The organism is Pseudoalteromonas luteoviolacea (assembly GCF_001750165.1).
In the GTDB taxonomy this organism is placed as follows: Bacteria; Pseudomonadota; Gammaproteobacteria; order Enterobacterales; family Alteromonadaceae; genus Pseudoalteromonas; species Pseudoalteromonas luteoviolacea_G.
This window is the reverse complement of record NZ_CP015411.1, coordinates 1,580,954-1,607,451: the sequence shown is the minus strand read 5'-3', so window position 1 is coordinate 1,607,451 and position 26,498 is coordinate 1,580,954. Positions and strand designations below refer to the sequence as shown.

Genomic DNA, 26,498 nt, shown 5'->3' with positions numbered 1-26,498 from the left:
TAAATGTGTCCTGTGCCTAGAGATAGAATTTATAGCAACGTGACCTTCATATCACGCCAAGGTTTATTGACGCTAAGTAGATCGCCGTCTAATTTCATATAATGTGCGACGCCATTTATTTGATTGTACCCTGCAATTTTAGCGTGAATCGCTGCACCATATGTAATCGCTTTCAGTGCCTCTATCGGCGAAATACACTGGCCCGTATCCAGTGTTCGCTCATCACAAGAATAATTATTAGGCATGGCTTCAATATCTCGGCCTATTGCAATGTCAGCTAGCCTCAACGGACACAAAGGCTCTCTTGGAAAGTCACTGTGCAGACACAGATTGCACCCATGACTTAAAATGCTATTACAAGGAACAAAAAGCTCATCATAGTGATAATCATTGACCCACTTATAACCACAAGTTGCTAGCCGCCCAACCGCGATACCAACCGAGGTCTTTTTATCCAAGCGCCCAAGCTGCGAAAGCTTCATCACCTCACATTGGTCTATACGCGCATGATCATCAATATGACTTTGATATGTGTAATAAGTTGAAAAACTCTGAGTAATTGGAAAACACATGGACAGTTTTTCCAGCAATAATTCAACAAAATGGCTTTGCAAAGCCACTTCAAAATGACTAATGCCCTGTTTTTGAGCCTGCTCGACAATATATTCAAATGTTTTTGGCAATGCGCTCAATTGCCACAATAGCTCCTTATTGCTAAATGCCCAAGGCAATAGTGACATCCCCTCAGCATTAACAAAGCCCAACGCTTTAACAGAATCAATAAATCCGTTAAACGAGGGAGTGCGTCCAATTGCACTATTTTGGATTTTATCTAGTAATTGTGTATTCACATATGCGACGGAGAAGTTACTACTAACAATACAGATTGGGCGTCCCAAAGATAACGCATCAAGAGATTCAACACTCAGTTCATCCAAAGGTTTATCCCAATTCACCAAATACGGGTCTAAACCAAAGCAAAATAAACAGTCATCTTTTTCTAGGCTACTGTTTAAGTAATCTAATGTATTTAAGATATAAACTAAGTTGTAATCATGGTAAACACGCTTCGCACTTCCACACAACCCAAATAATCCGATATCGGCATAATGACGACATAACGCTGACTCGACTAGATAACTATGTACACTCACACAACTGGGTGCTATCACTTCACCGGGTTGCAAACGATGACATCGCACCATAGCTGTATACTTTTTTGCATTTTCGTATACATCAGTAAATTTGCCGCTATCCAATAGTTTACCGTCATAAATTGCGAGAGCCTCTTGTCTATCCGGTGTGTGCGATACATCAACATAAATGGCTTTTTCATGACGCCCATCATAAATATCAATGTAGTTTTCGGATGACTGTTCATTGTTTCCATTGCCACACTGAGTAAATAAGCAGGGGGAGTATTTGTCTGCAAGCCGATTTAACCACGTTTGCATAAATGCGCTCTCCATAGGATGGTTTTGCAGCATTGGATTAAGAAAGTGCATAGTGGCCTCACTCCTAAATCGGTCAGTGACAATTCTGTTTGAACTTGCGCATCGATACGGTTAAAAGCATGTCAACCGTATTAGGCTAGTCAAACAAGTGCATTAAGAACATTACACCTTATTACAGCATCAGTGATGTCGTGCTACTGAGGGAGTGTCTGTGACTCTATAGGAAGATTTAAATCACAGTCATGTGCCTGCTCACGTTTTTCATGTAGACTAGCAAGAAAAATTAATTTCTTTTTATTAATTAATTGGTTCCGCTACTTGGAAGTATCATGGCGAATTTTTCTACTCACCTCAAAGCATCTACCGTTATCAGTGCGACGCTCAGCTCCGTTTTATTAAGCATGGCAGAGGTTAATGGATTTCAAGCACTCGGCTTATTTATTGTTGGCGCACTTGCAGGTTTATTGCCCGACCTTGATTCCGACAAATCTAAATCACTTAATAGTCTGTTTAGTATCTTTGCGCTACTAGTCGCTGGGATCTTACTCCTCAATAACGACTTTAATTCGGTCATAGAGACGTGGCTAGTTGGCGCCATGGTGTATGTGTGTTTTATGTACGTAATAAAACCTATTTTTGAACATTTTACAGTTCACCGAGCCACCTTACACTCGATATCGGCGGTATTGATGTTTAGTATGCTGACCTTGCACGCGGCTCTGCTTGTTGGTGTCACTCTACACATTGCATTACTGAGCAGTATTTTTATTTTTACGGGCGCAATCACCCACCTCATATTGGATGAGTGTTACAGTGTAGACATCGATAACAAAGAGCTTAAAGCCTCATTTGGTACAGCAATGAAGCTTATCGATCTGCGCTACCCAGTTACCTCTTTATCGCAAGTAGTAATAACCGCTGGGTGTATCTACTTTACACTCCCCTACTGGACAGATATTTCAGCGCTGTTCAGCGCTTGGTCGGCAAAACTACAGACTTTAAGCTTTTTACCTGACACAAATAACCTCCCTTGGAACAATTGGACATCGTAACCAATATAGCGCTTAAACCTTTGCAGGCAGTGCAAATGCAAACAATACTGTACAACTGAATTCGACGCAGTAATTTCGTATAGATAACAAGTTGTGGTAAGTTACGCGCTCAAAATTATTCGTTACCTTAAATGAAGGATATCCGATGGCTGAGTTTTTTAACCAAATCAGCGGCCTGTTGTGGGGACATATTCTTATATACCTCCTGATCGCAGCCGGTGTTTTCTTTACGATCCGACTTGGGTTTATTCAATTTGCTCAATTCCCACATATGGTCAAAGTCATGGCCAACAGTCGCAGTGGCGCAGGTGAAGGCATCTCTTCATTTCAGGCATTTTGTACATCACTCGCAGCACGTGTGGGCACGGGCAACATGGCCGGTGTGGCCGTCGCTCTTTATTTAGGTGGTGCAGGTGCAATTTTCTGGATGTGGCTTATTGCCTTAATTGGTATGGCAACCAGCTTTGCAGAAAGTGCGCTCGCCCAGCTTTATAAAGTGAAAGACGAAGACGGCAACTACCGTGGTGGACCGGCTTATTACATGCAGTATGGCTTGAACAAGCGTTGGATGGGGATCTTATTCTCACTCTGTCTGATCCTTGCTTTTGGCTTAGTATTCAATGCAGTACAATCAAATTCCATTGCGGCAGCATTTGAAGTGGCATTTGATGTACCTAAATATGTAATGGGTATTGTGCTTGTTATTGGTTCGGCATTCATCATTTTTGGTGGCCTAAAAACCATTGCACGTTTTGCTGAGCTGGTTGTGCCATTTATGGCGTTAGCTTATTTGCTAGTGGCGTTGTATGTCTGTTTTAGCAACTTTGAGCTACTACCAGATGTATTCATGCAGGTTATTAACAGCGCATTTGGCTTAGAGCAAGCTGCTGGCGGTGCTGTAGGTTACGCCGTTATGCAGGCCATGATCCAAGGTATTAAGCGCGGTTTATTTTCTAACGAAGCTGGTATGGGTAGTGCAGCAAACGCCGCTGCAAGTGCGACACCAAACCCAAATCACCCTGCATCACAAGGTTATGTGCAAATGCTCGGCGTATTTGTCGATACGATTGTGATCTGTAGTGCAACCGCAGCCCTGGTTTTACTGTCAAACCAATTAGTCCCTGACTCAGGTGTAACAGGCATTGCATTAACACAGGCAGCGCTTGTGGAGCATGTGGGTGAATGGGGTGCAATCTTCATTGCCGTTGCTATTTTCTTCTTTGCCTTTACATCTATTGTGGCAAATTACAGCTACGCTGAAACCAACCTAATGTTCTTACAAGAAAACAAGACAGCCATGATGGTATTCCGCCTGTGTGTATTAGGCATGGTGATGTTTGGTGCTGTTGGCGAGCTTGGCTTGATTTGGACACTGGCTGACATCTCAATGGGTATGATGGCCATTGTGAACGTTGCTGCGTTATTCATGTTGTCGGGGATCGTGATCTGGCTTGCAAAAGACTACAAAGCCCAGCTTAAAGAAGGTAAAACACCTAAGTTTGATCCAAGCAGCCGACCTGAAATAGCAAAAACACTGCCTAGAGGTATTTGGCGCAAGTAAATTGCCAATCACTTTTATCTAAAAAGCGGCGGTTAAACTGCCGTTTTTTTGTTCTTCCCTCTCTTCAAAACCGTTAAATCCACTAAATTATAGTAAGAGCCCATTAACAACAGGGTGAACACCATGCTTAGAAAGACAACAATTGTTATAGTATAACACTTCAAATATAATGCGCGGCAACCGTCACACAAGTGTGAAAAATTGGAGTATGTAATGCAAAGTGATAATCAGCCGATCTCGGCGATTCCAACCAACATCATCACAGGTTTTTTGGGAGTTGGTAAAACCTCCGCAATTAAGCACCTGCTTGCGCAAAAACCTGAGGATGAAAGGTGGGCCATCTTGGTCAATGAGTTTGGTGAGATTGGTATTGATGGTAATTTACTCAACGGCAAAAAAGACGAACAAGTTTATATTCGAGAAGTCCCCGGTGGCTGTATGTGCTGCGCATCTGGTTTGCCAATGCAAATTGCGCTCAATCAACTGCTCAGCGAAGCCAAGCCACATCGCTTACTCATAGAACCCACAGGGCTTGGGCATCCCTTGGAAGTACTGCAATTATTGTCAAATCAATACTACCAGCAAGTACTAAGCCTTGAAAAAGTAATCACCCTAGTCGATGCACGCAACCTCAAAGATACCCGCTACACAGAGCATGCCACGTTTAACCAGCAAATTGCCATCGCTGATGTTGTGGTCGGCAATAAACTTGATTTATACCAAGATTCACAAAAAGCACACCTCGCGCTCTTTTTGACTGAAAAAGGTTTTGATAGCAAGCAATTAGAGTTTTGTTCACATGGACAAATTGAACCTCAATGGCTCAGCGGTAAAACCATCAATAACGCTAAACCGCCTTGTCATCACCACCATCACCATGATGCCGATCCCGAAAGAGAAATTAACGCAGAGCCTTTCCCTGAAGATGGCTTCCTAAAAGCTCAAAATGAAGGAGAAGGCTTTGTCAGTGTGGGCTGGCGTTTTTCCCCCGAGCAAGTATTTGACCGAGATAAGCTGAGAGTATTTGTCACAAGCGTCGACGCGGAACGTTTAAAGGCGGTGTTTATCACCATGGATGGCATTTTTGGCTACAACAAAACAGCCGATGGCACGACAGAAATAGAACTAGACGAATGTATTGAAAGCCGTATTGAGATCATTGGTGAACACTTAAGTGATGATCTTGAAACAAAGCTTATCCACTGCTTAACAACCTAACAATAAAACTTATAAGCACTAAACATTAACATAATGCGCTCAAACAACATTAATTAAAGAACAATACTATTAATACAAAGAGCAACCCAAAGGGTTGCTCTTTACTCATTATCTTACAAAGATATAAGTTGTACCACCGACTATTTTCGAACCAATATTGGTCGATTTAAAGTACGTTCCACCATAAATATTCGCATAGTTAAGCATGGAGAAATTACCACCTTTACCATCACAAACCCCATCTTCAAACCAATAAAGTCTGAATATGCTTTCCCCTGTTAAACCGTGATTTAAGCCAAGCGTGTCTTGCAGTGGAACACAGTTGGCGCTTTCGAATTTAGAGATATCAGCAATGCCATAATAGCCTGCATCACGCATAGTCAGCATCATCTCTTGGCTATTATTCTTGAAATGGAACCACTGTGGATCAGTCAAATGGAAATTATCCACAAACGAAGTGATATTTTGCGTCTCGGTATAATGTGACTCATAGTTATTTGCACTGCTGTACTCTTTACCCGGCACATAGCGAATGGCCATTAATGTCCAGCCACCACCTTGATTTTCCATATCACAGAAAGTAGTAAATTCAGCCAGACCACCTACCCCGTCAGGATCCAACGTATAATAGCCGGACAATGCATCTGGGTTTTTCTCTAAGATCATTTTACAACTTGCGCTACCTGACGCCGGTTGAATATTTTTGTTTGCACGAATAGTTACTGTATCACCACCAGTGGTCGTAATATCTTGCGCAAATAAATGACCGTCGATATCTAGCATGTTGATCACTTCATGCATATGAGTGAGTTCAGCATCTTTTGACTGCTCTTCTTGTAAAAACAGCTCATGGTTTTCAAACTTAATTGTCTGCTCGTTAACTTTAGCTTGATTTAAGTTGTAAGTTTGCCCTGAGTCCAACTGACCCGTTTTACTCGGCGCGTAAACAGCCAAATAAGCAACTTTTTGGGAAACACGAGTATTTCCAGTTGTTTGTAATTCTTGATATTGAATTTTAGCGTCAAAACCGATCTGGTTAACATTATTCGCTCTGGCAACGTATGCAAAACCACTGTTATCAGATTGCGGGCTTAGAAATAAATAGGGTACTTGATCATACTGCTGAGAAAATTCAAACGTTTGACTCGCAGTACTCATATCAAGTACACCCACTTCCCAGATTGACCCATCGGCCATAGTGTGGATACCAGCCCCTAATGTAAGCGTCGAGATGGTTTCGTTGGTATGCGTACCATCTAAATACTCCCACTCTTTATAACTTAAGCTAAACGAGCCGTCAGGGTTCTTTTTCAGTGCAACAGCACCTGGATCTGCATGTAAATTGCTGGCAACACCTGTTACCACCACCTCATTGGATGTTGCTGGCACCAGCACATCATTATGACTGACTGTATTTTCAACCAAAACAACAGCGTTTACAGAACTTGCAGCGAATACGGCTGCTGACAGTAGAGCAAGTTTAAACATTTACTTTTCCTTATGTTTTACTAGGTATGAGGCCGCATCATTGCAACCCTCGCAATTATGCTAACAAAGCGCCCCCCTTTTTGACATACGAAAAAGTTATTTTTATTTAGTTAAATCAATATATTAATAATATTATATCTTAAAAAATACGCCACAGATACCGTACTCATAAGTACGACAAACCCTAAGCGAAAAACACCTCATTGGCCCAATTTAACAGGGTAAAATACACCACTCAGCATTTAAAAACGGCTTTATGACCATTTAATGTCCAAACAAACCAATTAGTTATTGCCTTTTAAAATAAAATCATTATAGTGACAACCAAGTCGGCATATAGCGCAGCTTGGTAGCGCACTGTCATGGGGTGTCAGGGGTCGCAGGTTCAAATCCTGCTATGCCGACCAGCTTTTCCTTACCCTATTCAATTATTTATATTATTTTCTCTTCTTATTTTTCGCACTAAGCATCAGCAATATCAAACTCTATATCGCACATTTATCGCACCATATTTATCTAAAATTATTTTCTCTTTTTTTGGCTTGGTTCTGGTGCTGTGGGGGGGATATATAGGAAGACAGCTAATGGCACTTTACTTCACGCAGTAATCTCTAACTGGGTCTTCACATACTAGATGGGCTGTTGATAAAGTAGGAGCTATAACACTCTACGATGTATGCAAAGGAAATATTTCTGAGATGAGTAACGAAGTGACAAATAAATTGGAATTTAAACTCTGTGAAAGTCTGCCTTTTAAACAGTTGTTACAATTTGAAAGTGATAAAACTGTATATTTAGGCACCCCGTTCTATGGTTACCCCATTTTTGAATTTAACAAGCATATCCAACTAAAAAACAAGATCCTTCTTGACTCAAATATTTTCAGTAATATAAGGAAAAACTCAAATAGAGATGTAATTGTGCCTTTGCTTACACAAGCAGGTCACATGCAAGCTGAAATATCTCACATATTTGCTGCTGCCGAACTATTTTTGAACCACAGCAAACCGATTGATGCAATACAAGAATACTACGACTCCCTTGAGCAAAACTTTAACTTAAGCGTTCCAAGGCAAGATAGGCAAGCCTTCATACGTCTAGTAACGAATGTGTTACCAGGCATTTCTCAAAATATTGAAACACTGCAAAATTGGTTGATCGTGGCAAAGTATATCTACAATAGGAAGACCGGACTAAAAAAGCACGTCATAGAACTTTCAGAGCTTATTAAATACAATCATTTGCCAATTTTTAGCTTCATTTTCCATACCGTTCTAGTCTTTTTCCATGTAAAGGAAAATAAGCATTTGTATCGTCGAGAGTTTTATAAAAAGATTCAAAGTGATATGGCTTATAGAGCAAGCCTTCAAGAAGAGATAAAAAGTTTAAATAATGTAGCAAGAGATATAGCTCTTTTCATGGCGACAACGGAAATATTCTATAGCTTTGACGACTCGATCAACGATTTCTCATGGATTGCTTCTTCTGACCCAACTATTGGCCTTATTTTACAGGAGGTTTGCTTTGCCGAAATCACTAGCATAAAAAAACTAATCAACACAAATTCTTATTCTACATTGAATATACCAAAGGTAGGTCTAAGGCCCTCAGGTTCATCATATAAGGATCTTGAACCTCTAATATCTCAATATCCACCCACTGAAGAATTCAACACTCTTAGTCGACAAGATTCATTAGCCTTAAAAAAATCTAGACTAGCAGTGTTAGCACAGAGACTACTTTCAATCCGATATGAAGAAAGCTCTTAGCCTGTATTTAACACCAATACCTTTTCACAGTTCGTAATCCTAACCCAGCCCTCTCGGCAACTTGCCTCTGAGTTGGCTTTTTGCCTGTTTCATTGATCAATTCATTAAAAGCTTCTCGCACGAGCTCTCGAGAGCTATTTCTCTTCTTAATAGCAGTATCTTTGGCCGCTTTTTTCTGCCTTTGCTTTATTTCATCACTTGATAACTTAACTTTGGGCTTTGTAAACAAGTATTCAGGACAGTAGTCAAGTAAGTCTTCTAGGTATTCAGCTAGTGTTTCTTTTTTGTATTTGTAGAAAGTGCTTTTTGCCGTTTTTGTCAGTCCGTCTAACTCTTCGAGTGAAAAGCCTATCAGCTCACCATTTATTTTTACCAGCTTTTCAAAAGCAGAGTCTTTATTTAAATGTTGCAAGGCAACAAACAGAATGAATGCTGTTTTATCACGTTTGCTTTTAGGAACCTTGCCTTGCTTACGAAAATGAATTTGAATGGTGTTTATACATTTTAGCCACCAATCCTTAATGTTGTGACCGTAACGCCTTTGAGTTTGTTGTTTAGGCTTATTGCTTTTAGGTTCATTTGGCAACCTAACAACTCTCAATTCTTTTTCTAGTCTCAAGCTATCTCTTAATGACTCCAAATTGAGATAGTTCAGTAGCTCTTCAAATTGGTACTTTGGACCACCGCCAAAAAACCTTGCTTGTAAACCCGTTCGCCCATGAACAGAGCCTGGTATACGTAGATTTCCATAAGCCCTTTTTGATGCGGTTGTGTCGATGCACCATAATGCGCATATGCTTTGTAAACTTTCGATTAATAAATCGTGTTAAAAATGACACCCACTTCTATTTGTACCACAACTCCCCACGGTGAATTTCAAAACATAAACAAACCACTCAAAAGTGCTTCATTCACTTAAGCTATAGAGTTACTTTACTTTGAGGTTGTTATTTTTTCAGGGATTTTAGACATGACTAACCGCATAGCTTTTACAAGCTGCGTTGAAATTGGGGTGTTAATGTGTAACTACCCCAGCTTTAGTAAAGTTCATTAGTAGAATTATGCCGTCTCTACATAATGTAACTGCCTCAGTTTTAGTACAGCTCATTGGAGTTTGCTCTCCTAGTGCATCGTGAGGCCATTCATAATTATAAATATCTAACCATTCTTCTGTAATGTCACTAACTTGCTGATGTGACTCAAACAGATATAAATCCAATACTTTTTTTGGATGCCTTGGACTATTCAAAAATGGGTATCATATTTATTTGAGCCAAAAGACAATATGCGTAGCAGTGAGGTATGGTTGCATAACTAAGGCCATAGCGAGCCTCAGTTTTTAGTTTAAATACTTAGCCATCATCAAAGTTAAAAAATTATTATTCTAATAGCTCAAATACATTTAAACCTTTTGTTATTATGGTGCGTCAAACAAGACATAAATAAGAATAAAAGGAATAACAACTCAATGATCAGAGCTTTAAGAATCATATGCGCAATTACAGCTGCTTCATGTATCAGTATTATTTCGGCAAATACCCTGGCAAGTAGTCACACGCCACAAGCTTTGCAACATACCCTCTCGGCAAAACAAGCCAGCGAAGATTTTGATCAATGGTTCAATTGGTTGCACCAAACTCATCCAGATTTATCACATAGTGTGCACGATGTAGATAAGTTCTACGACGCTGTCTCACAAATAAAAACCGAGCTGAACGCGCCAATGACTGCAATGACTTTTTGGCAAAAAATAGCACCACTTAATTCAATGCTTGCTGATGGGCATTTAAAAGTGGGTCATGGTTCATCTTCACAGTGGAGGGAATGGGTAGCCCAAGGCGTAACCCTATTCCCTTTCGAAGTGAGCATCAAAGATGATGGTCTATACATAGCCCGCGATCTGGGCGAACAAAGTAGCAAATATAAAGGCGCAAAAATACAATCTATTAATGGCACAAATGCAGAGGCACTGTTAAAGCAATTACTCGTGAATACCCATGGTGATACACTCGCATTTCGCAAAAATGTATTACAAAGCCAATTTAACCGATTGTATTATATGACGTTTGGTCCACAAGCGTCGTTTAAAATCGCGTTTCAACAAAACAATAAAATAGAACATGTTACGCTCAATGCAAAAGCCGCTATTCCAACCGCGCTGGCAAAATCGTCGTTTGCAGATGAATTTAATGTGTCTTACCATGATAAAACAGCGGTTCTACAGGTAAACACGTTTGCGTGGGATGACTTCAAACAGTTTTTAAAATATATGGACTCAGTATTTACTGAGATAAAAGAGAAACAAATTAATCATTTAATTATTGATATTAGCCGCAATGGTGGCGGAAACGATGACATGTGGATGGCAGGTATTATGCGCTACATCGCCGATAAGCCGTATCGCCACTTTTCAACTTACCGTTCAAAAGTGCTGCTAAAATACAGAGATCCAGGCCAACTCGTTGGTGCTATTGAACAAGGCGAAAACACCCGTTTAATCGAACCTGAAACACACTTACCTAATTTCTATCATGGCAAAACGTCATTGCTAATTGGCACGGGTACTTACTCATCGTCAATCGTCTTTGCTAATACTGTGCAAGATCACCAGTTTGCTCAGCTGATTGGTAGGCCAACTGGTGGCCGAAGCACACAAAGTGGTGGCATTCAATTTAAGCATTTAACTCACAGTCAGCTTCAGATGATTTCACCTCGTTTTATTCTTACCCGTCCAAGCGGTAATCAACAAATGACGCCTGTTCAACCCGACCTAGCAGTTGAACAGCTTGCGCTTGCAGAAAAAGTAAAAGCGATGCTTTAACTTTACCTTTAAGCAATCGTCATGTGCCACAACATGGCGCTTGCTTTAATGTTCATCGCACCACCAGCTTCCATCAATCCCCAAATATGCGTGTATTGTTATCTAAATCTCTGAAATAAGCGGTAAGTTTAGGGCCGCATTGCCCAAGCTCCTCTTCACATCCCCTCCTTATTCAACAGTTTAATAATGTAACCAGAGCGAGATACCTCTCGTTCTTTAATCGAGCAAAAATTATTAATGTGGTCATGGATAGCGGCAATCAAATGAACAGGTTGAAGCCGGACAGGCAAAAGTCTGCCCGTCAATGATAAGCAGGCCTCATTCACTGAACTCCCCTTCAAGTCTGCACTTATAAACGCCACATTGCTGCTGGAACGATAAAACACGCATGGTCCGAAATTTGCTACTTTTAGTCCATACGTTTTATCTGCTTATAGTTGAAAGGAACAACTACGCAGTCAAAACACTCTAGACAGAATCTCAAAAGGAGCTGAATTATGCACATTACCCATTACGCAGGTGCAGGAGAGTCCTATTACACTCGCACTCAGTCTGTTAAACATAAACAAGCAGACAAAGAGCCGAATATGCCATCACAGGAGGCGCCTTTTTCTACTCGCCTTGAAGGCAAAGTGAATTTGACTTACCTAATCAAGCCGGAACACGTCAAAGTAGCCGATAAAGATCAATTCGCTATGTTAAATCAAGATATGCGTCCACTGTCTTCCAAACATGCAGACTTGGCGGACTACTATAAACAACATGGAGAACAACAAGACGTTGTTGGTATGATCAAGGTTGACGGTCAGGTTATGGCCTACTTACGTGGGGATGGCTCTTATGCTGGTCGAAGTGGAGTACAGGGCTTGTTCCGTCAGGCTGGAGGTGATGTGGAGAAATTGAAGTCGTTAGTCAGTCAACATTACCCTGGAAATGGTAAAGTCGAGTTTTTTGAACAAGGTGAAGGGCCAACAAATGCAGAGGCCTTTGAAATGTTTAATGGCAGCACTTACCAAGCCTACTCCCAAAAGCAAATCGCCATTCATAAAGAAACCGAGTTCAATGAGATGCTGGCGCAAGATCAAGCATATCGAAGAAAGTTGATGTTCGATCAGACACCTCAAACGGCTGTATTTCGTGTCGGTGGCCAAGTAGTTGGCAGTATGGATGAGCAGGGCTTTGCTGATGTAGGTCAAAAATTGACTACTATGGCTGATCAGCGTGGTATTGAACGAGATCAGCTTAAACCTCTGTTTACATTGGACTTTGATAGGTCACCTGAAGACTTTAAAGCAATGCTACATAACGTGTTTGGTGATGATGTACAGCTGGAAACTTTCAGCTCACAACAAGCCCCAAGCCGCGCAGAAGTTCGAAATATGGGTTTGTAGAGGCCATTAAACATGTTGTGAGGGTCACCTGAGAGACAAGCTCCCAGTAGAAGACGCAAAGCATCAGGCGCGTCCATTGATAATTTGGAGTTTAATCAATCATCCTGACCCTTTTGAGTGAGTTCTTAATTTTGAGCTTATACCCATTCACTCTACTCCCTCTCTACCCAATTTATCCCCTATACGAGTACAACCTAACCGCTAACCCTACTGTAAAGACCGTTGAAGAAGTTGAACTGCCGTATGATTTGCGTTAAACGCAATAATTGGGCATAGTCTCGGCAGGTTACAAAGTTATAATGGATGCACTCACCTTTCAGGATAAAGGCCCACATAGCTTAAAATTATGTGTCATTTCTTTGTGTCATTTTATTAATTTAGGATACGTATTAAGGTTCTAATTATGCTTAAGATGCCACACTCTGTACTTTGGGTTTATGCAATTTCTACAGCCACACTTTCAACCTTTGCCAATGCAAATAGCTGTGAGGGAGAGTTATTTTCTATTAACTCTGGTCGTGGTGCGCCAGGAGTACTATTTAGCTTGCAAGAGCAAGACAAGACCGCCAAAGCATTGTCTATGGCAGAATTTAGTTCAGCGGCGATGGCTTATGATTCAACGCTGAAACGTATGTACTATACCTCTTCACCAATGCCATTTGAATACAAGGTGGATTTAAGTGAACTAGATGCACCCGCAGAGGTGCTTGCGCAGATCCCCGTTCAGGGTGACCGATTTAAGTACAATCGCTTAGCGTACTACGATTTCGACACCAAAACACACCACAGAGTGGACGGTATTACCAAGTCTGTAATTGGTATGACATATGATGCGCAAAACGACCAACTGTTAGCTAATAGCTACACCAAGTTATACAACATTGACAAGTCAAACGGCAATGCAACAACCTTAATGCACTTTGACGGTGTTGAAGGTGGGTATCGCGGTGATTTAGTGATTAAAGGTGGAGAACTATATTTGGTCACTTCGAGTGCTGTGTACTTAATTGATCGTAGCGATCCTCAGAACTACAGCATGAGCAAGCTGTCTGACCATAATTTGATTGCGGTAACAGGCGCCACCCTTGCGCAAAATGGCGACATGCTCATTAGCCGTACAGTCATAAATGATCATGGTCATCAAAATCAATCTGAGCTTTACAAGCTAAATCCAAACACGGGGGGTACGTGTTTAGTGGCGACTTTACCACTGCGTATCAACGATTTGGCAACCAATATCGACAGCTCAGTTGCTTGCTATACCCAAGACCCTTGCGCGTTAGACAACAAAATTACTTTGCTTTCTAACACCATTGTGAACGACTTAGATCACACATGGCGCACCTATGACTTTGGTAGTACAAACTTTTATGCCCCCGCTGTATTTACCTCAGCACCTACCTTTAATGGTGGCCATGGTGGTGTAAACCGTTTACAGAATGTATCCCCAACGTCATTTGAAGTAGCGTTTAAAGAGTGGAATTATCTAGATCAAGTGCATCCCAACAAAGAGTCATTTGATTACATGGCACTTGAACAAGGCCGCTATACGATGGCAGATGGCACCGTAATAGAAGTAGGCAGTTTTGAGCTAGATGGTACGAAGCACTTTGACAATATTAGCTTTGAACAAGCATTTTCTGCAAACCCTTATGTATTTTTACAAGTTCAAACCTATGAAGGTGGACACACCATTGCAACGCGCGTAAAAGACATTTCAACAACTGGGTTTAAAGCGGCATTCTTTGAGCAAGATACGCTAAATGAAGGCCATACCACAGAAGTGGTGTCTTATATTGCAATTGTACCAAGTACAGGCTCGACAGGCACACTCGAAACCCAAACCGGTGCAAAAGGTTACAGCTTATTCAGTGCCAACATTGACCATAATGGTGGTCAAATTGGTGAGCACTTTTATGTCTTAGCTGAAGAAACCTCTAAAGATGCCGAAACTGCACATACACTTGAAACCTTACATGTTTTAGATGTGGCGGGTATAAGTCTAGTTCAGCAAGTCAGTAGCAATGGTGGCGATAATTTGAGTATCCGTCGTATTCAGCAATAAGTACTTTATTTAAACACCAAAAAGCCTTTACAGATATTCCCCGTAAGGGCTTTTTACTCTTTCCTTATTTAGTCATCGTGAAAGGCTTTTCAGAGTACAAAATTCAACTCAAATTTATACCACCTCAATACTCCAGTAGGATCCCATACCAAAAAACTACTCATACTTGATCAAACCATCTTTAAACATTAAATAAATTTAATGTTGCAAATAGAGTAATTTAATTCTCGGTGTTTAGCATAAACCCTAGCTTGTACCAACACAGTGAACAACATGGCCTATCTAATACGTTTTTTAAGTACACCTTTCATCGCACTTGCAATGACAGTTTCATCTTACGTTGAAGGAAGTAACGACACTAGTCGTATTGAATATTGTAAAGACTGCACTAATGGCGTGATTAAATTTCACTATCTCTCCGAGATATTGGAAAGCCGCCAGAAGATTGATATTTATTTGCCTAAAGATTACGAATTAGGAGCTGAAAATATCCGCTACCCGGTTATATACACCCTAGATGGCTGGACACTGTCTGAATTGGTTGGGGGTGTAGTTAGACACCTAAGCCAAACTGCTTCTATGCCAGAAGCAATTGTTGTATCCATTGACCAGAACTCTGCAAAAGGTATAACTCCACAATTATACAACAGTCGCAGTGGTTGGTCTGATAACCCCAAAGATAAAGCGTTCTGGTCTGATGAAAATGGGGCTGAAGAATATCTTAACTTCTTAAAAAACGAGCTGATGCCATTTATTGACCAGCACTATAGAACCAACGATTTTAAGGCTCTAATAGGCATGTCGCCTACCGCAAGCTTTGCCATGCACAGTCTAATTACCCAACCGGAACTATTTGATGCACATTTTATGTTTGCCGCAACGGATGTCATTGGCATGGGATATACACCTGAAACGACTTTAATAGACAGTTTAGTGCAAACATTAAGTAAAAGACCTGAGCATAAAGGCTTCTTATACGTCGCCTCATCCATGCGAGAAGCTCACAAACAGCCAGCTCAGCAAAATAATAGCGAAGCATTAACTGATGCTTTAAAGCCATTTAAAAACTTTAAAGTAAAAGTTGAGCACATCAAAAACTATGGCCACTATCCAATGGCTGTTCAAGGGCTGCTATCCGGACTTGATTTAATTTTTCCTCGCGCAAAATTTGACTCCAGCACAATACTTAACCACATGCGTGAAAATCCACAAAATGGTACTGTTACGCAACAATTAACACAACACTATCAGGAACTAAGTGAATATATTGGTTTTGAAATTAAGCCTTATTCAAACCTGACTAGAAACGCAAACAGCCTTCGCTCAGTGACAAGAATGTTACGTAAAGAAGGTCGCTTTGATGAAGCTGTTGAATTAGGCGAGTTATGGGTAAAACAACAGCCTAAATCAGCTTATGCGCACCATAAACTCAGCGAGACTTATCTTGCTGCTGGTTTATATAAAGCCGCAAAAAAGCAAAACTTACAAAGCTTAAGTATTGCCAAAGCGAATAAAGACCCTAATATGGCACATTATATAAATCAAAAATTAAAAATAGCAAAGCAACTTGGGACTCCTGTACAAGCAACATCTAATAACTAAGCTGTTTGTTACACAGTAATAAAGTCAAGATTTTACTTTAGTTGAGCCAAATATATAAAAATATACAACATGAATATTTTATTAATCGAAGATGATAAGCCGATAGCACAGTATATATCCAAGGGGTTTAAAGAAGCCGGTCACAATGTTGAGTGGGTAGATAATGGGAGAATAGGTTTTGCATTAGCTGTAGAACATCCGTTTGATGTGTGTATTGTCGACAGAATGCTGCCAGAGCTTGATGGATTAGCTATTATCAAAGGGCTTAGAGCTATAAATAATTCAGTGCCAATCCTTATTTTATCTGCTTTATCGGACGTGGATGAACGGGTAAATGGCTTAACGTCAGGCGCAGATGATTACTTGGTTAAGCCATTTGCCTTCAGCGAACTAGAAGCCAGAGTTCACATCTTAGCGAGTCGCCCTAAAGCGTTGCAGCTAGACGAGACATCTTCAATCCAATTTGAAGACATAACACTGAACTTAATTACGCGTGAGGTCAGCGTTAATAATTCAATTATCGACTTGAAAAACAAAGAGTTTGGTTTGCTGGAAGTCTTTATTCGTCAGCCTAATAGAGTTTTCTCCCGAACCATGTTAATGGAAAAAGTATGGGGCTATAACTTTGATACCCAAACCAATGTGATTGATGTGCATATAAGCAACCTGAGAAAAAAAATAGAATCAGTCAGCACACAATGCTTTATCAAGACATTACGAGGCATTGGGTACGCCTTAGAAAGAAATCATCATGAATAGTTATATCGGCAGACTCGCTTTAGTTTATATCTGTATCTGCGTTGTCACGCTCATTATGCTTTTTCCGATTTATAAAGAAATCGAATCGCAACAGAAAGTCAATATTCAAAATATATTGGTGCCCGACTGCCCTTATTGTGAGTTACGTCGAGCGTATATACAAGACGGTCCTTCGGCGTTGAAGCAATATCTCAATCAAGACTCTAAATGGATTAGTTCTAAATTTGTAGCGCTTGATGAAATAGAACGCTTTTCAACTTCTGTTTGGTTACAGCAAGAGGTCAGTAAAGCTGCAGAACTCATAGGCCCAGACAGGCTATATGTCACATTCAATACAAACCCCTCTGTCGGTAAGAAGCTGACCCTGATCTATTTAGAGCTCGATAATTATGTCGTATTGGAAGAAAAGCTTTTAGAACCTGAAAATAAGGCAATTGAAGTCACGGACCAAGCTAACAATTACTTAACACTTAGCTTATTGATTACGCTATTTATCATCTGTACTTTCTTGCTGTCGACATTGTACATATCACGCAAAATCTATAAAAAAATAAACGATATCAGCCTTATCTCTGAGTCCATAAGCAAAACAGGTGATTTATCGAAAAGAATCCCGGTAAATGATGACAACAACGAGTTTAATCGCTTAGCAAAGCAATTAAATCAGACTTTTGCAACCATTGAAGCAAAAGTCAGCGACATAAGAAACATGTCTAACACCCTAGCACATGAGCTAAAAACGCCTTTGACCCAACTTGCCCATCAGGTTGAAGATTTAAACATCCCTTATGACGAGTATGTCATTTTAAAAAATAGCACCGAAAGAGCAGCAGAAGTATTTAACTCCATATTACGGATCTCGCGCTTGGAAACAGGCAATGCCCGACTGATAAAAGAGCTCTCTGATATTGAAGGTATTATTATTGACTCAGTTGACTTATTGTTACCGATAGCCGAGTTAAAAACGCAAAAGTTACAAGTGAATACCAAACCAATGCGGGCCTATGTAGACAAAAACCTAATTTTCCAAGCCTTTCTCAACCTATTAGATAATGCAATCAAGTATTCACCGAATAAGTCTGATATTGCGATTTTCACAGACATCAACGAACACACATTATTAATATCAATCCAAAATACATGCGAGCCAATACAACAGGAAGAGCTCGATAATCTGACGAGTCGATTCATTAGAGGCTCAAATGCCAACAGTAGTGATGGGTTGGGGTTAGGATTAACATTAGTGAATGCCATCATCGTCGCACACCACGGAGAATTAAAGCTTGAAACAACAGGCAAAGAGTTTAAAGCGACATTATTAATTTCTCTCTAAAGTACTTAATTGAATTAGTCTCGACTTAATCAACTATCGTGTTTAATGAATAAAAAATTTACTACTAGATCTGATGTCTCCTGTGACACGAAAAAATCGAGTTGCTTGTACTTCAACAGAGCACAGCACTGCTGGTGCCGCATTACTATTGCAGGGGGGATAGTACCTAAGCGTTAATCCCAAGCAGGGCATACATTAAAACTTTGGCAAAAATCATCATAACTCACTGCGCGTCCATTTAGTGTAAGCTTATTTTGATTAAATACTTCTATCGTATTAAATGGCGACATCAGACTCGACTCACCCACTTCGATGATCAATTTAGCCTCCAAAACATGGCTACCTGAAATCTCTGGGCTAAAAGTTAATAGTGTTTCATAGTCATAAAGAATTGAAGCACCTGAGCGTAAGTAACCACCCACTCTTGTATTATTAGAGGGTGTCACTGGTGATGTTTGCCAATTGCTGCGCTCTAAAGCATATTGCTGCGCGTCGAAGACCGCTGTAAACACCGGCATAAACTGCTCTTTTTTATACACTCGGCTTTCACCCAATAAATTCAGTCTGGCGGAGACTCTGCCTTTGGTCACCAGTAGCCCAACAAAGCGATACGGACCATCCGCTTTGGCAAGTGCTTTATTGCTGACATTAAACATCACTTCATTGTTACCCGCTGCCAAGTCGACAGAAAACGTAGTAAGACCTAAATCAGTGTTATTTTCAGCGAAAGTTTTTAAAGACACCTGATAACGGCCAGATTGCTTTACGTACACAGGAAAGCTGACATCGATACCAGAATAATATCCATCAGCCAAAACGGGTGCTTCGGTGATCTCAGGCGTGATCTCAATGTCATCTCGGCATAAATCAGCATAAGTCGTATCAGTAGTTAAAACATGATCAGGTAACAGTGCTGCTAAATGAATGCCTTCTGCGTCAACTTTATTCACCCAGAACTTAGTTAATTGATATTGAGATGTTTTATTCAAATTAGCTTTGAGCGCATCACGTGAGTAATTTAAATTTATGACTGATGCACCTGCTGGCAAAGACACATTTTTATTGCTGAGAAATTTATTCTCACCATCAGAAGCATCGAGATTCACGACATACTGACCAGCTTCCAGCACTTCTAAATTCACACGTGCATTAATTGCTTCAACACACCCTGTGCTGCCTAATACTTTGTCATACGTGATGCCATTAACGTCAATAAAAGGGCTCTTCACATCAAGCATCATACCGTCTGTACGGCGAACCATGCCATTGCTGGTATTAATATCAACCGTCATACTTACTTTATATTGACCAGGTTTACCCAGCAGAAAATCAATACTGTAAATCCCATCAGCTTTTTGTGCGTCAGCTTCTTCCCCATTATCTTGTGCAATCAAAACTGTGTTAATGCCATCAGGGCCTGTTATAGTGAACTCAGGTGAAGCGCCTGCGATCGGTAAGCCCTTATCTAAGATAATCACAGCCAGAGGGGCCACCTCGTCTACCAAGTACTCAGTGCGCGCAATGGCCATCCCGACTTGCAGGTTAGAACGCATAAATACCGTGCTCATCACCACCATATCATAGGTCGCAGTAGGAAAACGAACAACTGCTTTCCATTGGCCTGATTGCGGTTGCAGCTGCTCTGGAAGCAAGAAAATACCGCCAGGTAATGGATTAACGGCATCTAGTTCTGCGCCCGCGATAAACTGCGTTTTAGGATCATTGATATCCACAACCACATTACCTCGTGGATCAAACAGTTGAACACTTGCGCCATCCACAGGTACAACTAACTCGACACGAAAACTCTGTGCGCCTTGTACGTCAAATAGTAATGTCGCACTTTCATCTCCCGTTTTAATCGGCACAGATGGCGTGGTCGGCGAATTTGCCACGATTTGCCCTTGAATACCTGCCGAAGCGGACGTTGCCACAAGCATTACAACTAATATTAGGCTTTTAGCGATGATGTTATCTGTCCAGTATTTAAACGTTTTAAATCTTTTTATCATCTTTCAAATCCTTTTATTTAAGATGTACTGTGTTGTTAACTATACGCGTAATGTTTTGTGCATTTTTCAGCGTTGAATGGTTCGCCATTACATTACCAAGCGCTTGACCATAGCTGGGATTTGCACTGTTTAACGTCACAACAATATCGTTATTTTGAGGTTGAATAGATGAGGTCGCCGCATATTTCAAAATAGTAATGGTACGATTCCTTTGTTTTGGCCGCGCAGGTAATCTTTTAGTGATAATCTCAACTGTATGTGCCGAAGAAAAATCTCTTAAAACGCGCCATGCACGCTCAGCGCCATACCGGGAAACAGCCCTTGGTGGTCAAATCAGTCATACAAGCCGCGACATGCTCACACACCCAAACGAGGAACTCAAGTATTCAGCATGTTCTTATCTGCCAAATTAACACCACCTTCATCATGTGCGATCGGCCAGACTAGCCCCTTTTATCTACCTAATAGATAAAAATTGTACTCATCATTAAAAATTGATTCTTATGAGAAAATTACTAATATGAATGCCGCAGATCCCCCTACTTTCTTTACTCATATTGATTGCAAAAGCACAGACCTAAAAATGAAACATATTAGACTAAAGTATGAATCATGAACTGTGAACAACAACATAGTTTAGATATGAGGTGTAATTTCAAGCTTGCTCAATACACTCGCTAATCAACACGTGGAGTTACTGAGACTAGTTTTTTAGGTAATTTCAATTAGCATGCGCTGCCATCAGCAGCAGTGAAGACAACTTCAATGACATGAAAGGCCTGTAAGTATTAGGCCTCTATCTCCACGCCTAAAGTATGGTAATAAGACATTGAATTGCGTGATTATCAATCACCAAATACTAACTTATTGTCATCTAAATCTCTGACATAAGCCGAAAATTTGGGGCCACGCTGTTTTGGTTCGCCTTCACAACTACCACCAAGTGCAAGCGCCTTGTGATAGAGCCTTGCCACTTCAGCGGCACTACCTACGTTAAACCCCAACATCGTGCCATTGCCATTTGTCGCGGCTTGTTGATTAAACGGGATCGCAACAGCGAATGCTGAATCGGGATCTTCTGCTTGCCAAAACGTCATTCTCTCGCTGCTATAGGTTTGCATGAATGATGTGTGCTCAAATAACGCATTGTAAAAAGTAATCGCCGCAGACATGTCGTTTGTCCCAACAACAAAATAGTTCATTTTCACTTAGCTCTTCCTTTTAATGGATTCATATTTATTGTCTGAGCAGTATATGCTTGCCCCCTGACACCCCATGTCAGGAGTGCCTAAGTGAAGATCCACATATATTTAAATCACGCCAAAAAAGGATACGTAAACAGGCTAAAGTGCATGAGGTTAAAAGCAAAATGAATATAAATCGGTACCAAAATATTACCTGTTTTTTGATAGCTATAAGCACAGCCCAAACCGAGTAGCGAAGCTATCAAGGTATAGGCTAAGCCACCAGGAAAATGGACTACACCAAACAAGACGCCTGAAAAGACAACCGTTAGCCAAAAGCCAAACTTGCGATGTTTAAAAGCTTGGAAAAATTGCGTCTGTATAAAGCCCCGAAAAAATGCCTCTTCTGCATAACATGTGATGAATAAATTGGTAATCACCCAACCCAGTAAAATTGGGCTCAGCTTTGGGTCCCATTCAACTAAACCGGAAAAAACGCCACCAGCTAAGCCAATTAAAATCACCAGTGTTGATACGGCAAAGACCTTCACGGCATCTTTGCCAGTCGAGGATTGAGTACGCGGAACAACCAAAGCCATCAAAGCAATTGCAACCATCAACTTGTCAAAGTTTAAATGCTTCGAAAATGGCACTGCATTGTCGCTCACTAAATAAGATTCTATTACTAATGGGTTATTGAAACCGGGAAAGGCATGAACAAAAAACAAAATGGATGTAACAAAAATACCGATCCCAAGTAGCCAGCGAACACCAGCATGATTGAATAAGCTGAAGCCAAAACTCATCGCAAATAGGCTGAAGATCCCGAGCAAGCCAGCAACATCAACAATACCAAAATAGTAAGCAAATAAGGTCGATAAGGCGGCCAAAGCGATTGCTGTTCGTTGCAGCAAAAAAGAAAGGGTACAAATGGACAATAATGCTGGAAGAAAAGAAATGACGATCCCAGCGTTTAACGTCAAACCAAATAGTTCAAAAGGTGAATTCATCTTCAATGCTGCTTAATTTGTACTTTCACCCAAAAATGGGGAAAAATAGTAACTTTTACAACATTGTACGTTAAAGCACCTTATGAACTATATTAATTTTTAACTTAGCGTTCAGCCCAGCAATACTGGGCTTAACATTAATTACAAATTATTGCTGTTGGACAAAATACCGGCGCAGTATGGCATGCACCATAATCTCTGCTGTACGCAGACGCACCACCGCCGATTTGGCGTGTTTGTTTGTTGTTTAAATTTTTATGACTGCTTAGTTCTTTTAAGTTTACTTTATTCAGCTTCATACTAATTCCTATTTATTTTTCAACCTTTATCAAGTAGACAAATGCACCTCGTTGTTGCACTTATCTAAATACGACTGTGTTTAATTAATGAACAAGATGCAAGTTAAAAAATTCGAAATGCACATAAAAAAACACATAAACTTGATTTATAAGCAGTTTGTAGACATTGAAAAATAATCATCTCCTGTGAATTAGTCAGAATTGAGGTAGAGTAAACTTGAAATTTATTTCTATTAAAGAAACGTGAAACTATCAAAATAGGCAAAGCCAAGTGCGTAATGCGCTAGCTTTGCAAAAAGTAAATTTACATCATCAGTTCAAACTGAGTTTGAGCAACTACTTTACCATTCACTTGTAATTCTACTTTGTGTATACCTGGATAATAAGTACGCGTTGTGATCGGCTTTATCGTGTGTTTCTTTTTTATTTTTGTGGTGCTATGCGGTGCTAACTCCTGTGTATTCCACTTAAACACTTTAGGTGACGTTGAGCCATTGGCTTTTTGATGATGCACAATATAATCTATCATCAAAGGCTGAGCCATATCACTGCTACTTGAAAGTTCAGCGGTTAACTCTATGTGATTGCCAAATGCGAGCGCTGGTGAAGACACCCGTAATATCGCTGATGATAATACAGCCTCTGAGTACCCCAATACGAGTAGCGTTTCTGTGTGGCCATTCTTAAGCAAAGTCCGACACGCATGTTTAACGAGTGCTGTCCGCTCAGGTGATGCTTGTCTCAGCCAGCGTTTCGCAGTTTCGCAAACGGTGTCAGGGTGATCTTTAGCAATATCATTTAGGTTATTCGCCACTGATCGCCTGACATATTCACTGGGATCATCTTTCAATAATTCCAATAGGCTTATCACCGGCTCGGGGTTTTCAACATATTGTTTCAATCTCAGGCCCCACGGTAGCCTTGGTCTACACCCTTCACTGGCAAGCCTTCTTACATTTAAATTCTCATCACGTGTCCAAGTTTTCATCACGCTTAATGTGCGATCAGGATCTGCGTCCAAAAAATGCCGTATCGCAAATTCAGCCGTATTACGCTTTGTCATCTCTTTTAGCAAGCCCATGGCACGATCAAAATGCCCATGCCCCCTGATAGCAACGTATTGCGCCATAGGTAAAATTGCCCAACCAGAGATACCGTGCTCATTGCTGGTTGCGAGACTCCAATCTCCCTCGATTGTATCTCCTAAAGACTGTTCGATGATCCTGGCTGCAGCTTCAAAGTCATCAGGTAGATACGCTATCATCGCCTCACAAATTCGTTGACTGCGTTGTTTAAACTCCAATCCATCGAATTGATTGTCGATATGTGAAATAAAACCATCAGACGAAAATTCAGAGAAATTGCGATGAAAATGCAGCGCCATAAGACGAACAAGTTCTAGATTAAAAACATGCTTAAAAGGTTCTGGCATTGTGCTTAAACTCTCGTGGTAACAACGGGCTTACTAGCTTGTAAAATAACATGAAAAGTATAGTAGGTGCATTAATACCTAATGTGCAAATGCACTAAAATGAAAAGCCGACTCATCGATACGGTCCTATCGGATAACCAACAAACATCTCAAAATGCTGTCATACTTCCGATGATGCTAGCTACAATCTCGCATGGTTTTGTCTGTGCTTAATTAGCAATTAGCAATTAGCAATTAGCAATTAGCAATACAGTACTTTGAAACCGCCTGTTCAAGATCAATTCCCCATTATATTTCACACGACTGATCTTGAATATGTAAGCACTTGAGATGTAAACTAAGTGTAACATCAATGTTCCAAAAAAGGAGCTTCTCATGGATAAATCCATACCTGCAGCAGAGACTGGTAGTCAGTGTAATAAAGCAGAGGAAACATTAGAGCAAGTCACTAAACAAAGTGAAGAGCAAATGCAAACAGGGCCTATTACAAGTGGCAAGTTCTTTGAAGCCTTAAGCGATATTTATGTCAGATATTGTGATATTTCAGCTAAATTAGTACGTAATGATAGAAAGATAGTCGCATTTAGTGTTGGCTATGAAACACGTAAAACAAATGGCTTATGGAGCACTCACCCCTGTTATAAAGTCCACTTTTCTGATCAAGAGATTTTACCCTTTTCAATGAAGCAATCATTGAACACGTAATCGAATATGGGTCAGGTTTACGATGCCAATAGGTTGGCATCATCCCTTCAAACTCATCTTCAGCACTTACAAATTGAGTAATACATGGTGCTAAGTGATATGCGCAGTGATTAGAATGCCTTCAATCATGGATCGCAGATCCGATTAGTAACGGCCAAAATACCATATCATTGCCTAGCAAGGATCTAGGCAAGTCGGTCATTAAGCGGCTTTGCAAGCAATCAAGTTGGCACTATCACAGTCGTGAAAAGATGGATATTATTGTTCTGCTGTTCACTTCTATCCTTAATCACAACAAACTAACTCTTTGCCTCATACATTACGTGCCTGACTGCCAATGAAACAATCAGCTTAGAACTTGTAGCCAATGTTAAATAGTAGTCCCACTTCCCTTTCTTCTTCATGCTTTTTATGGCCAAAGAGCGCATGATACTCATCGGTTCGAAAATAACTTATGCCCGTTCCTATCTCCCAACCTGAGTTGTGAAAACCATTAAAGTGGTAGTTATAGGTCAGCCCTAAAAAATCTGTATCATCATTAAATACGCCATAAAATCTGCCAAAATTTACGCCCATAGAATGATGAGGCTTGTCAGGAATTTGAAATTGCGCACCTGCGGTCACACCGATAAGCCCTAAGGCTGCGAAATACCTGCTGTTGTCGACTTTCACAGCGGCCTGCACACCTAACACCCCTGCATACTGTGACCCAATTCCTGTCGCAAATTCAAACTCAGCAGAGAAAGCGGAAAATGATGAAAGTACCATCGCAATGGGGAGTATTTTTTTTCGCATTAACTAGCTCCTTATAATGCATAAAAATAAAACATAAATAGATTCACTGTCCAAGACCTGTGACAATCTAATTTAACATTTAACAATATGCAATGATATTTAAACAAAACCTATGAGCCTCCTATATAAATAGCAACCAATAGCCTATTAATAAGCTAGTTATTTAATAGATGAATAATACTAATTACCTAACATTTGTTTTGAACCTAATAAACTGATAATTTATTATTGGTTTTTATATTAATTTATTTAACAAGGAAAGTTTTATCATGAATGTTCATCGAAGGGAGCGTGTTTTAGAGCTGTTTTTACCCCTACTCTTTGCAAAGTACCTGGCAAGATCTCCCAAACTGCTTATAGGAATAATTGTTTTTTTAGTATTTTCCATCGTTTTTATTATTCAAGTCGCTGCATTTGCAATTTATTCATTTCTTTTTGGCACACTCCTATTTATCGGCTGGCGATGCTGGCATGCAACTAAACGACTGTTTAAAAAACAAAAAAGTCATAATCAATAAAAATGTGCCACCCCGTACAACGAGGTGACA

The 26,498-nt window shown here is 40.3% G+C and carries 23 protein-coding genes and 1 tRNA gene; 13 read left to right on the top strand and 11 right to left on the bottom strand.

The features are described from left to right. Window positions 1–29 precede the first annotated feature (29 nt). Window positions 30–1,505 (bottom strand): hypothetical protein, encoded by a 1,476-nt coding sequence (locus S4054249_RS06980; RefSeq protein ID WP_046358151.1) that lies wholly within the window; start codon window positions 1,503–1,505, stop codon window positions 30–32. Between the two features lie 278 nt (window positions 1,506–1,783). Between S4054249_RS06980 and S4054249_RS06975 the strand changes: the two genes are divergently transcribed. From S4054249_RS06975 to S4054249_RS06965, 3 genes are all read left to right on the top strand, one after another. Beyond that, window positions 1,784–2,506, top strand: coding sequence for a metal-dependent hydrolase (locus S4054249_RS06975; RefSeq protein ID WP_052961150.1), 723 nt, complete (start codon window positions 1,784–1,786; stop codon window positions 2,504–2,506). Window positions 2,507–2,651: 145 nt separating this feature from the next. Next, on the top strand, window positions 2,652–4,067 hold the full coding sequence (locus S4054249_RS06970; RefSeq protein WP_046358150.1) for an alanine/glycine:cation symporter family protein: 1,416 nt from the start codon (window positions 2,652–2,654) through the stop codon (window positions 4,065–4,067). A gap of 213 nt (window positions 4,068–4,280) precedes the next feature. Further along, complete coding sequence (locus S4054249_RS06965; protein ID WP_046358149.1) at window positions 4,281–5,285, top strand: CobW family GTP-binding protein; 1,005 nt, start codon at window positions 4,281–4,283, stop codon at window positions 5,283–5,285. Between the two features lie 108 nt (window positions 5,286–5,393). Here the strand turns inward: S4054249_RS06965 and S4054249_RS06960 are convergent, their stop codons facing one another. Continuing rightward, window positions 5,394–6,773: a fibrinogen-like YCDxxxxGGGW domain-containing protein gene (locus S4054249_RS06960; protein WP_046358148.1), complete on the bottom strand. Its 1,380-nt coding sequence runs from the start codon at window positions 6,771–6,773 to the stop codon at window positions 5,394–5,396. A gap of 330 nt (window positions 6,774–7,103) precedes the next feature. Here S4054249_RS06960 and S4054249_RS06955 point away from each other — a divergent pair. Both S4054249_RS06955 and S4054249_RS06950 read left to right on the top strand, forming a co-directional pair. Next, window positions 7,104–7,180, top strand: a tRNA-Pro gene (locus S4054249_RS06955). 291 nt (window positions 7,181–7,471) lie between these two features. Further along, window positions 7,472–8,542, top strand: a complete 1,071-nt coding sequence (locus tag S4054249_RS06950) for a hypothetical protein (RefSeq protein WP_046358147.1) — start codon at window positions 7,472–7,474, stop codon at window positions 8,540–8,542. 7 nt (window positions 8,543–8,549) lie between these two features. Here the strand turns inward: S4054249_RS06950 and S4054249_RS06945 are convergent, their stop codons facing one another. Next, complete coding sequence (locus S4054249_RS06945; RefSeq protein ID WP_046358146.1) at window positions 8,550–9,161, bottom strand: hypothetical protein; 612 nt, start codon at window positions 9,159–9,161, stop codon at window positions 8,550–8,552. 396 nt (window positions 9,162–9,557) lie between these two features. Beyond that, window positions 9,558–9,761 (bottom strand): integrase core domain-containing protein, encoded by a 204-nt coding sequence (locus S4054249_RS27275; protein WP_052961149.1) that lies wholly within the window; start codon window positions 9,759–9,761, stop codon window positions 9,558–9,560. A 249-nt stretch (window positions 9,762–10,010) separates the two neighbouring features. Here S4054249_RS27275 and S4054249_RS06935 point away from each other — a divergent pair, with 249 nt between their 5' ends. The 6 genes from S4054249_RS06935 (at window position 10,011) to S4054249_RS06910 (ending at window position 18,513) form a co-directional block, all read left to right on the top strand. Then, entirely contained in the window at window positions 10,011–11,363 is a 1,353-nt protein-coding gene (locus S4054249_RS06935; RefSeq protein WP_046358145.1) for a S41 family peptidase, read from the top strand. 497 nt (window positions 11,364–11,860) lie between these two features. Next, window positions 11,861–12,754, top strand: a complete 894-nt coding sequence (locus tag S4054249_RS06930) for a hypothetical protein (RefSeq protein ID WP_046358144.1) — start codon at window positions 11,861–11,863, stop codon at window positions 12,752–12,754. 403 nt (window positions 12,755–13,157) lie between these two features. Further along, window positions 13,158–14,819, top strand: a complete 1,662-nt coding sequence (locus S4054249_RS06925; RefSeq protein ID WP_052961148.1) for a hypothetical protein — start codon at window positions 13,158–13,160, stop codon at window positions 14,817–14,819. 273 nt (window positions 14,820–15,092) lie between these two features. After that, window positions 15,093–16,421 carry an alpha/beta hydrolase-fold protein gene (locus S4054249_RS06920; protein WP_046358143.1) on the top strand — a complete coding sequence of 443 codons (1,329 nt, stop codon included), beginning with the start codon at window positions 15,093–15,095 and terminating at the stop codon, window positions 16,419–16,421. A 69-nt stretch (window positions 16,422–16,490) separates the two neighbouring features. Then, the gene (locus tag S4054249_RS06915) at window positions 16,491–17,180 is read left to right on the top strand and encodes a response regulator transcription factor (protein WP_046358142.1); all 690 of its coding nucleotides are present in this window, start codon (window positions 16,491–16,493) and stop codon (window positions 17,178–17,180) included. Next, on the top strand, window positions 17,173–18,513 hold the full coding sequence (locus S4054249_RS06910; RefSeq protein WP_046358141.1) for a HAMP domain-containing sensor histidine kinase: 1,341 nt from the start codon (window positions 17,173–17,175) through the stop codon (window positions 18,511–18,513). Before S4054249_RS06915 ends, S4054249_RS06910 begins: the two co-directional genes overlap by 8 nt. 173 nt (window positions 18,514–18,686) lie before the next feature. Here S4054249_RS06910 and S4054249_RS06905 read toward each other — a convergent pair whose 3' ends face one another. The 6 genes from S4054249_RS06905 to S4054249_RS06890 all read right to left on the bottom strand — a co-directional run bounded on the left by S4054249_RS06905 (window position 18,687) and on the right by S4054249_RS06890 (window position 24,450). After that, the gene (locus S4054249_RS06905) at window positions 18,687–20,525 is read right to left on the bottom strand and encodes a hypothetical protein (RefSeq protein ID WP_046358140.1); all 1,839 of its coding nucleotides are present in this window, start codon (window positions 20,523–20,525) and stop codon (window positions 18,687–18,689) included. A gap of 13 nt (window positions 20,526–20,538) precedes the next feature. Beyond that, a complete protein-coding gene (locus tag S4054249_RS26865) occupies window positions 20,539–20,715 on the bottom strand; it encodes a hypothetical protein (RefSeq protein ID WP_155401418.1) in 177 nt (58 codons plus the stop codon). A gap of 655 nt (window positions 20,716–21,370) precedes the next feature. Next, window positions 21,371–21,727 (bottom strand): VOC family protein, encoded by a 357-nt coding sequence (locus S4054249_RS06900; protein WP_196764540.1) that lies wholly within the window; start codon window positions 21,725–21,727, stop codon window positions 21,371–21,373. A 113-nt stretch (window positions 21,728–21,840) separates the two neighbouring features. Next, the gene (locus S4054249_RS06895) at window positions 21,841–22,719 is read right to left on the bottom strand and encodes a CPBP family intramembrane glutamic endopeptidase (protein ID WP_046358138.1); all 879 of its coding nucleotides are present in this window, start codon (window positions 22,717–22,719) and stop codon (window positions 21,841–21,843) included. 137 nt (window positions 22,720–22,856) lie between these two features. Then, window positions 22,857–23,018: a hypothetical protein gene (locus tag S4054249_RS26520; protein ID WP_155401417.1), complete on the bottom strand. Its 162-nt coding sequence runs from the start codon at window positions 23,016–23,018 to the stop codon at window positions 22,857–22,859. Between the two features lie 304 nt (window positions 23,019–23,322). Then, window positions 23,323–24,450 (bottom strand): DNA alkylation repair protein, encoded by a 1,128-nt coding sequence (locus S4054249_RS06890; RefSeq protein WP_046358137.1) that lies wholly within the window; start codon window positions 24,448–24,450, stop codon window positions 23,323–23,325. A gap of 375 nt (window positions 24,451–24,825) precedes the next feature. Here S4054249_RS06890 and S4054249_RS06885 point away from each other — a divergent pair, with 375 nt between their 5' ends. After that, complete coding sequence (locus S4054249_RS06885) at window positions 24,826–25,155, top strand: hypothetical protein (RefSeq protein WP_046358136.1); 330 nt, start codon at window positions 24,826–24,828, stop codon at window positions 25,153–25,155. 351 nt (window positions 25,156–25,506) lie between these two features. Here the strand turns inward: S4054249_RS06885 and S4054249_RS06880 are convergent, their stop codons facing one another. Then, the gene (locus S4054249_RS06880; protein WP_046358135.1) at window positions 25,507–25,950 is read right to left on the bottom strand and encodes a hypothetical protein; all 444 of its coding nucleotides are present in this window, start codon (window positions 25,948–25,950) and stop codon (window positions 25,507–25,509) included. A 269-nt stretch (window positions 25,951–26,219) separates the two neighbouring features. Between S4054249_RS06880 and S4054249_RS26860 the strand changes: the two genes are divergently transcribed. After that, complete coding sequence (locus S4054249_RS26860) at window positions 26,220–26,468, top strand: hypothetical protein (RefSeq protein ID WP_046358134.1); 249 nt, start codon at window positions 26,220–26,222, stop codon at window positions 26,466–26,468. Window positions 26,469–26,498: the final 30 nt, after the last annotated feature.

What these genes read in the sequence shown, in the direction of transcription:
- S4054249_RS06980 (WP_046358151.1), bottom strand. Translation starts at nt 1,505, where the DNA reads ATGCACTTTCTTAATCCAATGCTGCAAAACCATCCTATGGAGAGCGCA.
- S4054249_RS06975 (WP_052961150.1), top strand. Translation starts at nt 1,784, where the DNA reads ATGGCGAATTTTTCTACTCACCTCAAAGCATCTACCGTTATCAGTGCG.
- S4054249_RS06970 (WP_046358150.1), top strand. Translation starts at nt 2,652, where the DNA reads ATGGCTGAGTTTTTTAACCAAATCAGCGGCCTGTTGTGGGGACATATT.
- S4054249_RS06965 (WP_046358149.1), top strand. Translation starts at nt 4,281, where the DNA reads ATGCAAAGTGATAATCAGCCGATCTCGGCGATTCCAACCAACATCATC.
- S4054249_RS06960 (WP_046358148.1), bottom strand. Translation starts at nt 6,773, where the DNA reads ATGTTTAAACTTGCTCTACTGTCAGCAGCCGTATTCGCTGCAAGTTCT.
- S4054249_RS06950 (WP_046358147.1), top strand. Translation starts at nt 7,472, where the DNA reads ATGAGTAACGAAGTGACAAATAAATTGGAATTTAAACTCTGTGAAAGT.
- S4054249_RS06935 (WP_046358145.1), top strand. Translation starts at nt 10,011, where the DNA reads ATGATCAGAGCTTTAAGAATCATATGCGCAATTACAGCTGCTTCATGT.
- S4054249_RS06930 (WP_046358144.1), top strand. Translation starts at nt 11,861, where the DNA reads ATGCACATTACCCATTACGCAGGTGCAGGAGAGTCCTATTACACTCGC.
- S4054249_RS06925 (WP_052961148.1), top strand. Translation starts at nt 13,158, where the DNA reads ATGCTTAAGATGCCACACTCTGTACTTTGGGTTTATGCAATTTCTACA.
- S4054249_RS06920 (WP_046358143.1), top strand. Translation starts at nt 15,093, where the DNA reads ATGGCCTATCTAATACGTTTTTTAAGTACACCTTTCATCGCACTTGCA.
- S4054249_RS06915 (WP_046358142.1), top strand. Translation starts at nt 16,491, where the DNA reads ATGAATATTTTATTAATCGAAGATGATAAGCCGATAGCACAGTATATA.
- S4054249_RS06910 (WP_046358141.1), top strand. Translation starts at nt 17,173, where the DNA reads ATGAATAGTTATATCGGCAGACTCGCTTTAGTTTATATCTGTATCTGC.
- S4054249_RS06905 (WP_046358140.1), bottom strand. Translation starts at nt 20,525, where the DNA reads ATGATAAAAAGATTTAAAACGTTTAAATACTGGACAGATAACATCATC.
- S4054249_RS06900 (WP_196764540.1), bottom strand. Translation starts at nt 21,727, where the DNA reads ATGAACTATTTTGTTGTTGGGACAAACGACATGTCTGCGGCGATTACT.
- S4054249_RS06895 (WP_046358138.1), bottom strand. Translation starts at nt 22,719, where the DNA reads ATGAATTCACCTTTTGAACTATTTGGTTTGACGTTAAACGCTGGGATC.
- S4054249_RS26520 (WP_155401417.1), bottom strand. Translation starts at nt 23,018, where the DNA reads ATGAAGCTGAATAAAGTAAACTTAAAAGAACTAAGCAGTCATAAAAAT.
- S4054249_RS06890 (WP_046358137.1), bottom strand. Translation starts at nt 24,450, where the DNA reads ATGCCAGAACCTTTTAAGCATGTTTTTAATCTAGAACTTGTTCGTCTT.
- S4054249_RS06885 (WP_046358136.1), top strand. Translation starts at nt 24,826, where the DNA reads ATGGATAAATCCATACCTGCAGCAGAGACTGGTAGTCAGTGTAATAAA.
- S4054249_RS06880 (WP_046358135.1), bottom strand. Translation starts at nt 25,950, where the DNA reads ATGCGAAAAAAAATACTCCCCATTGCGATGGTACTTTCATCATTTTCC.
- S4054249_RS26860 (WP_046358134.1), top strand. Translation starts at nt 26,220, where the DNA reads ATGAATGTTCATCGAAGGGAGCGTGTTTTAGAGCTGTTTTTACCCCTA.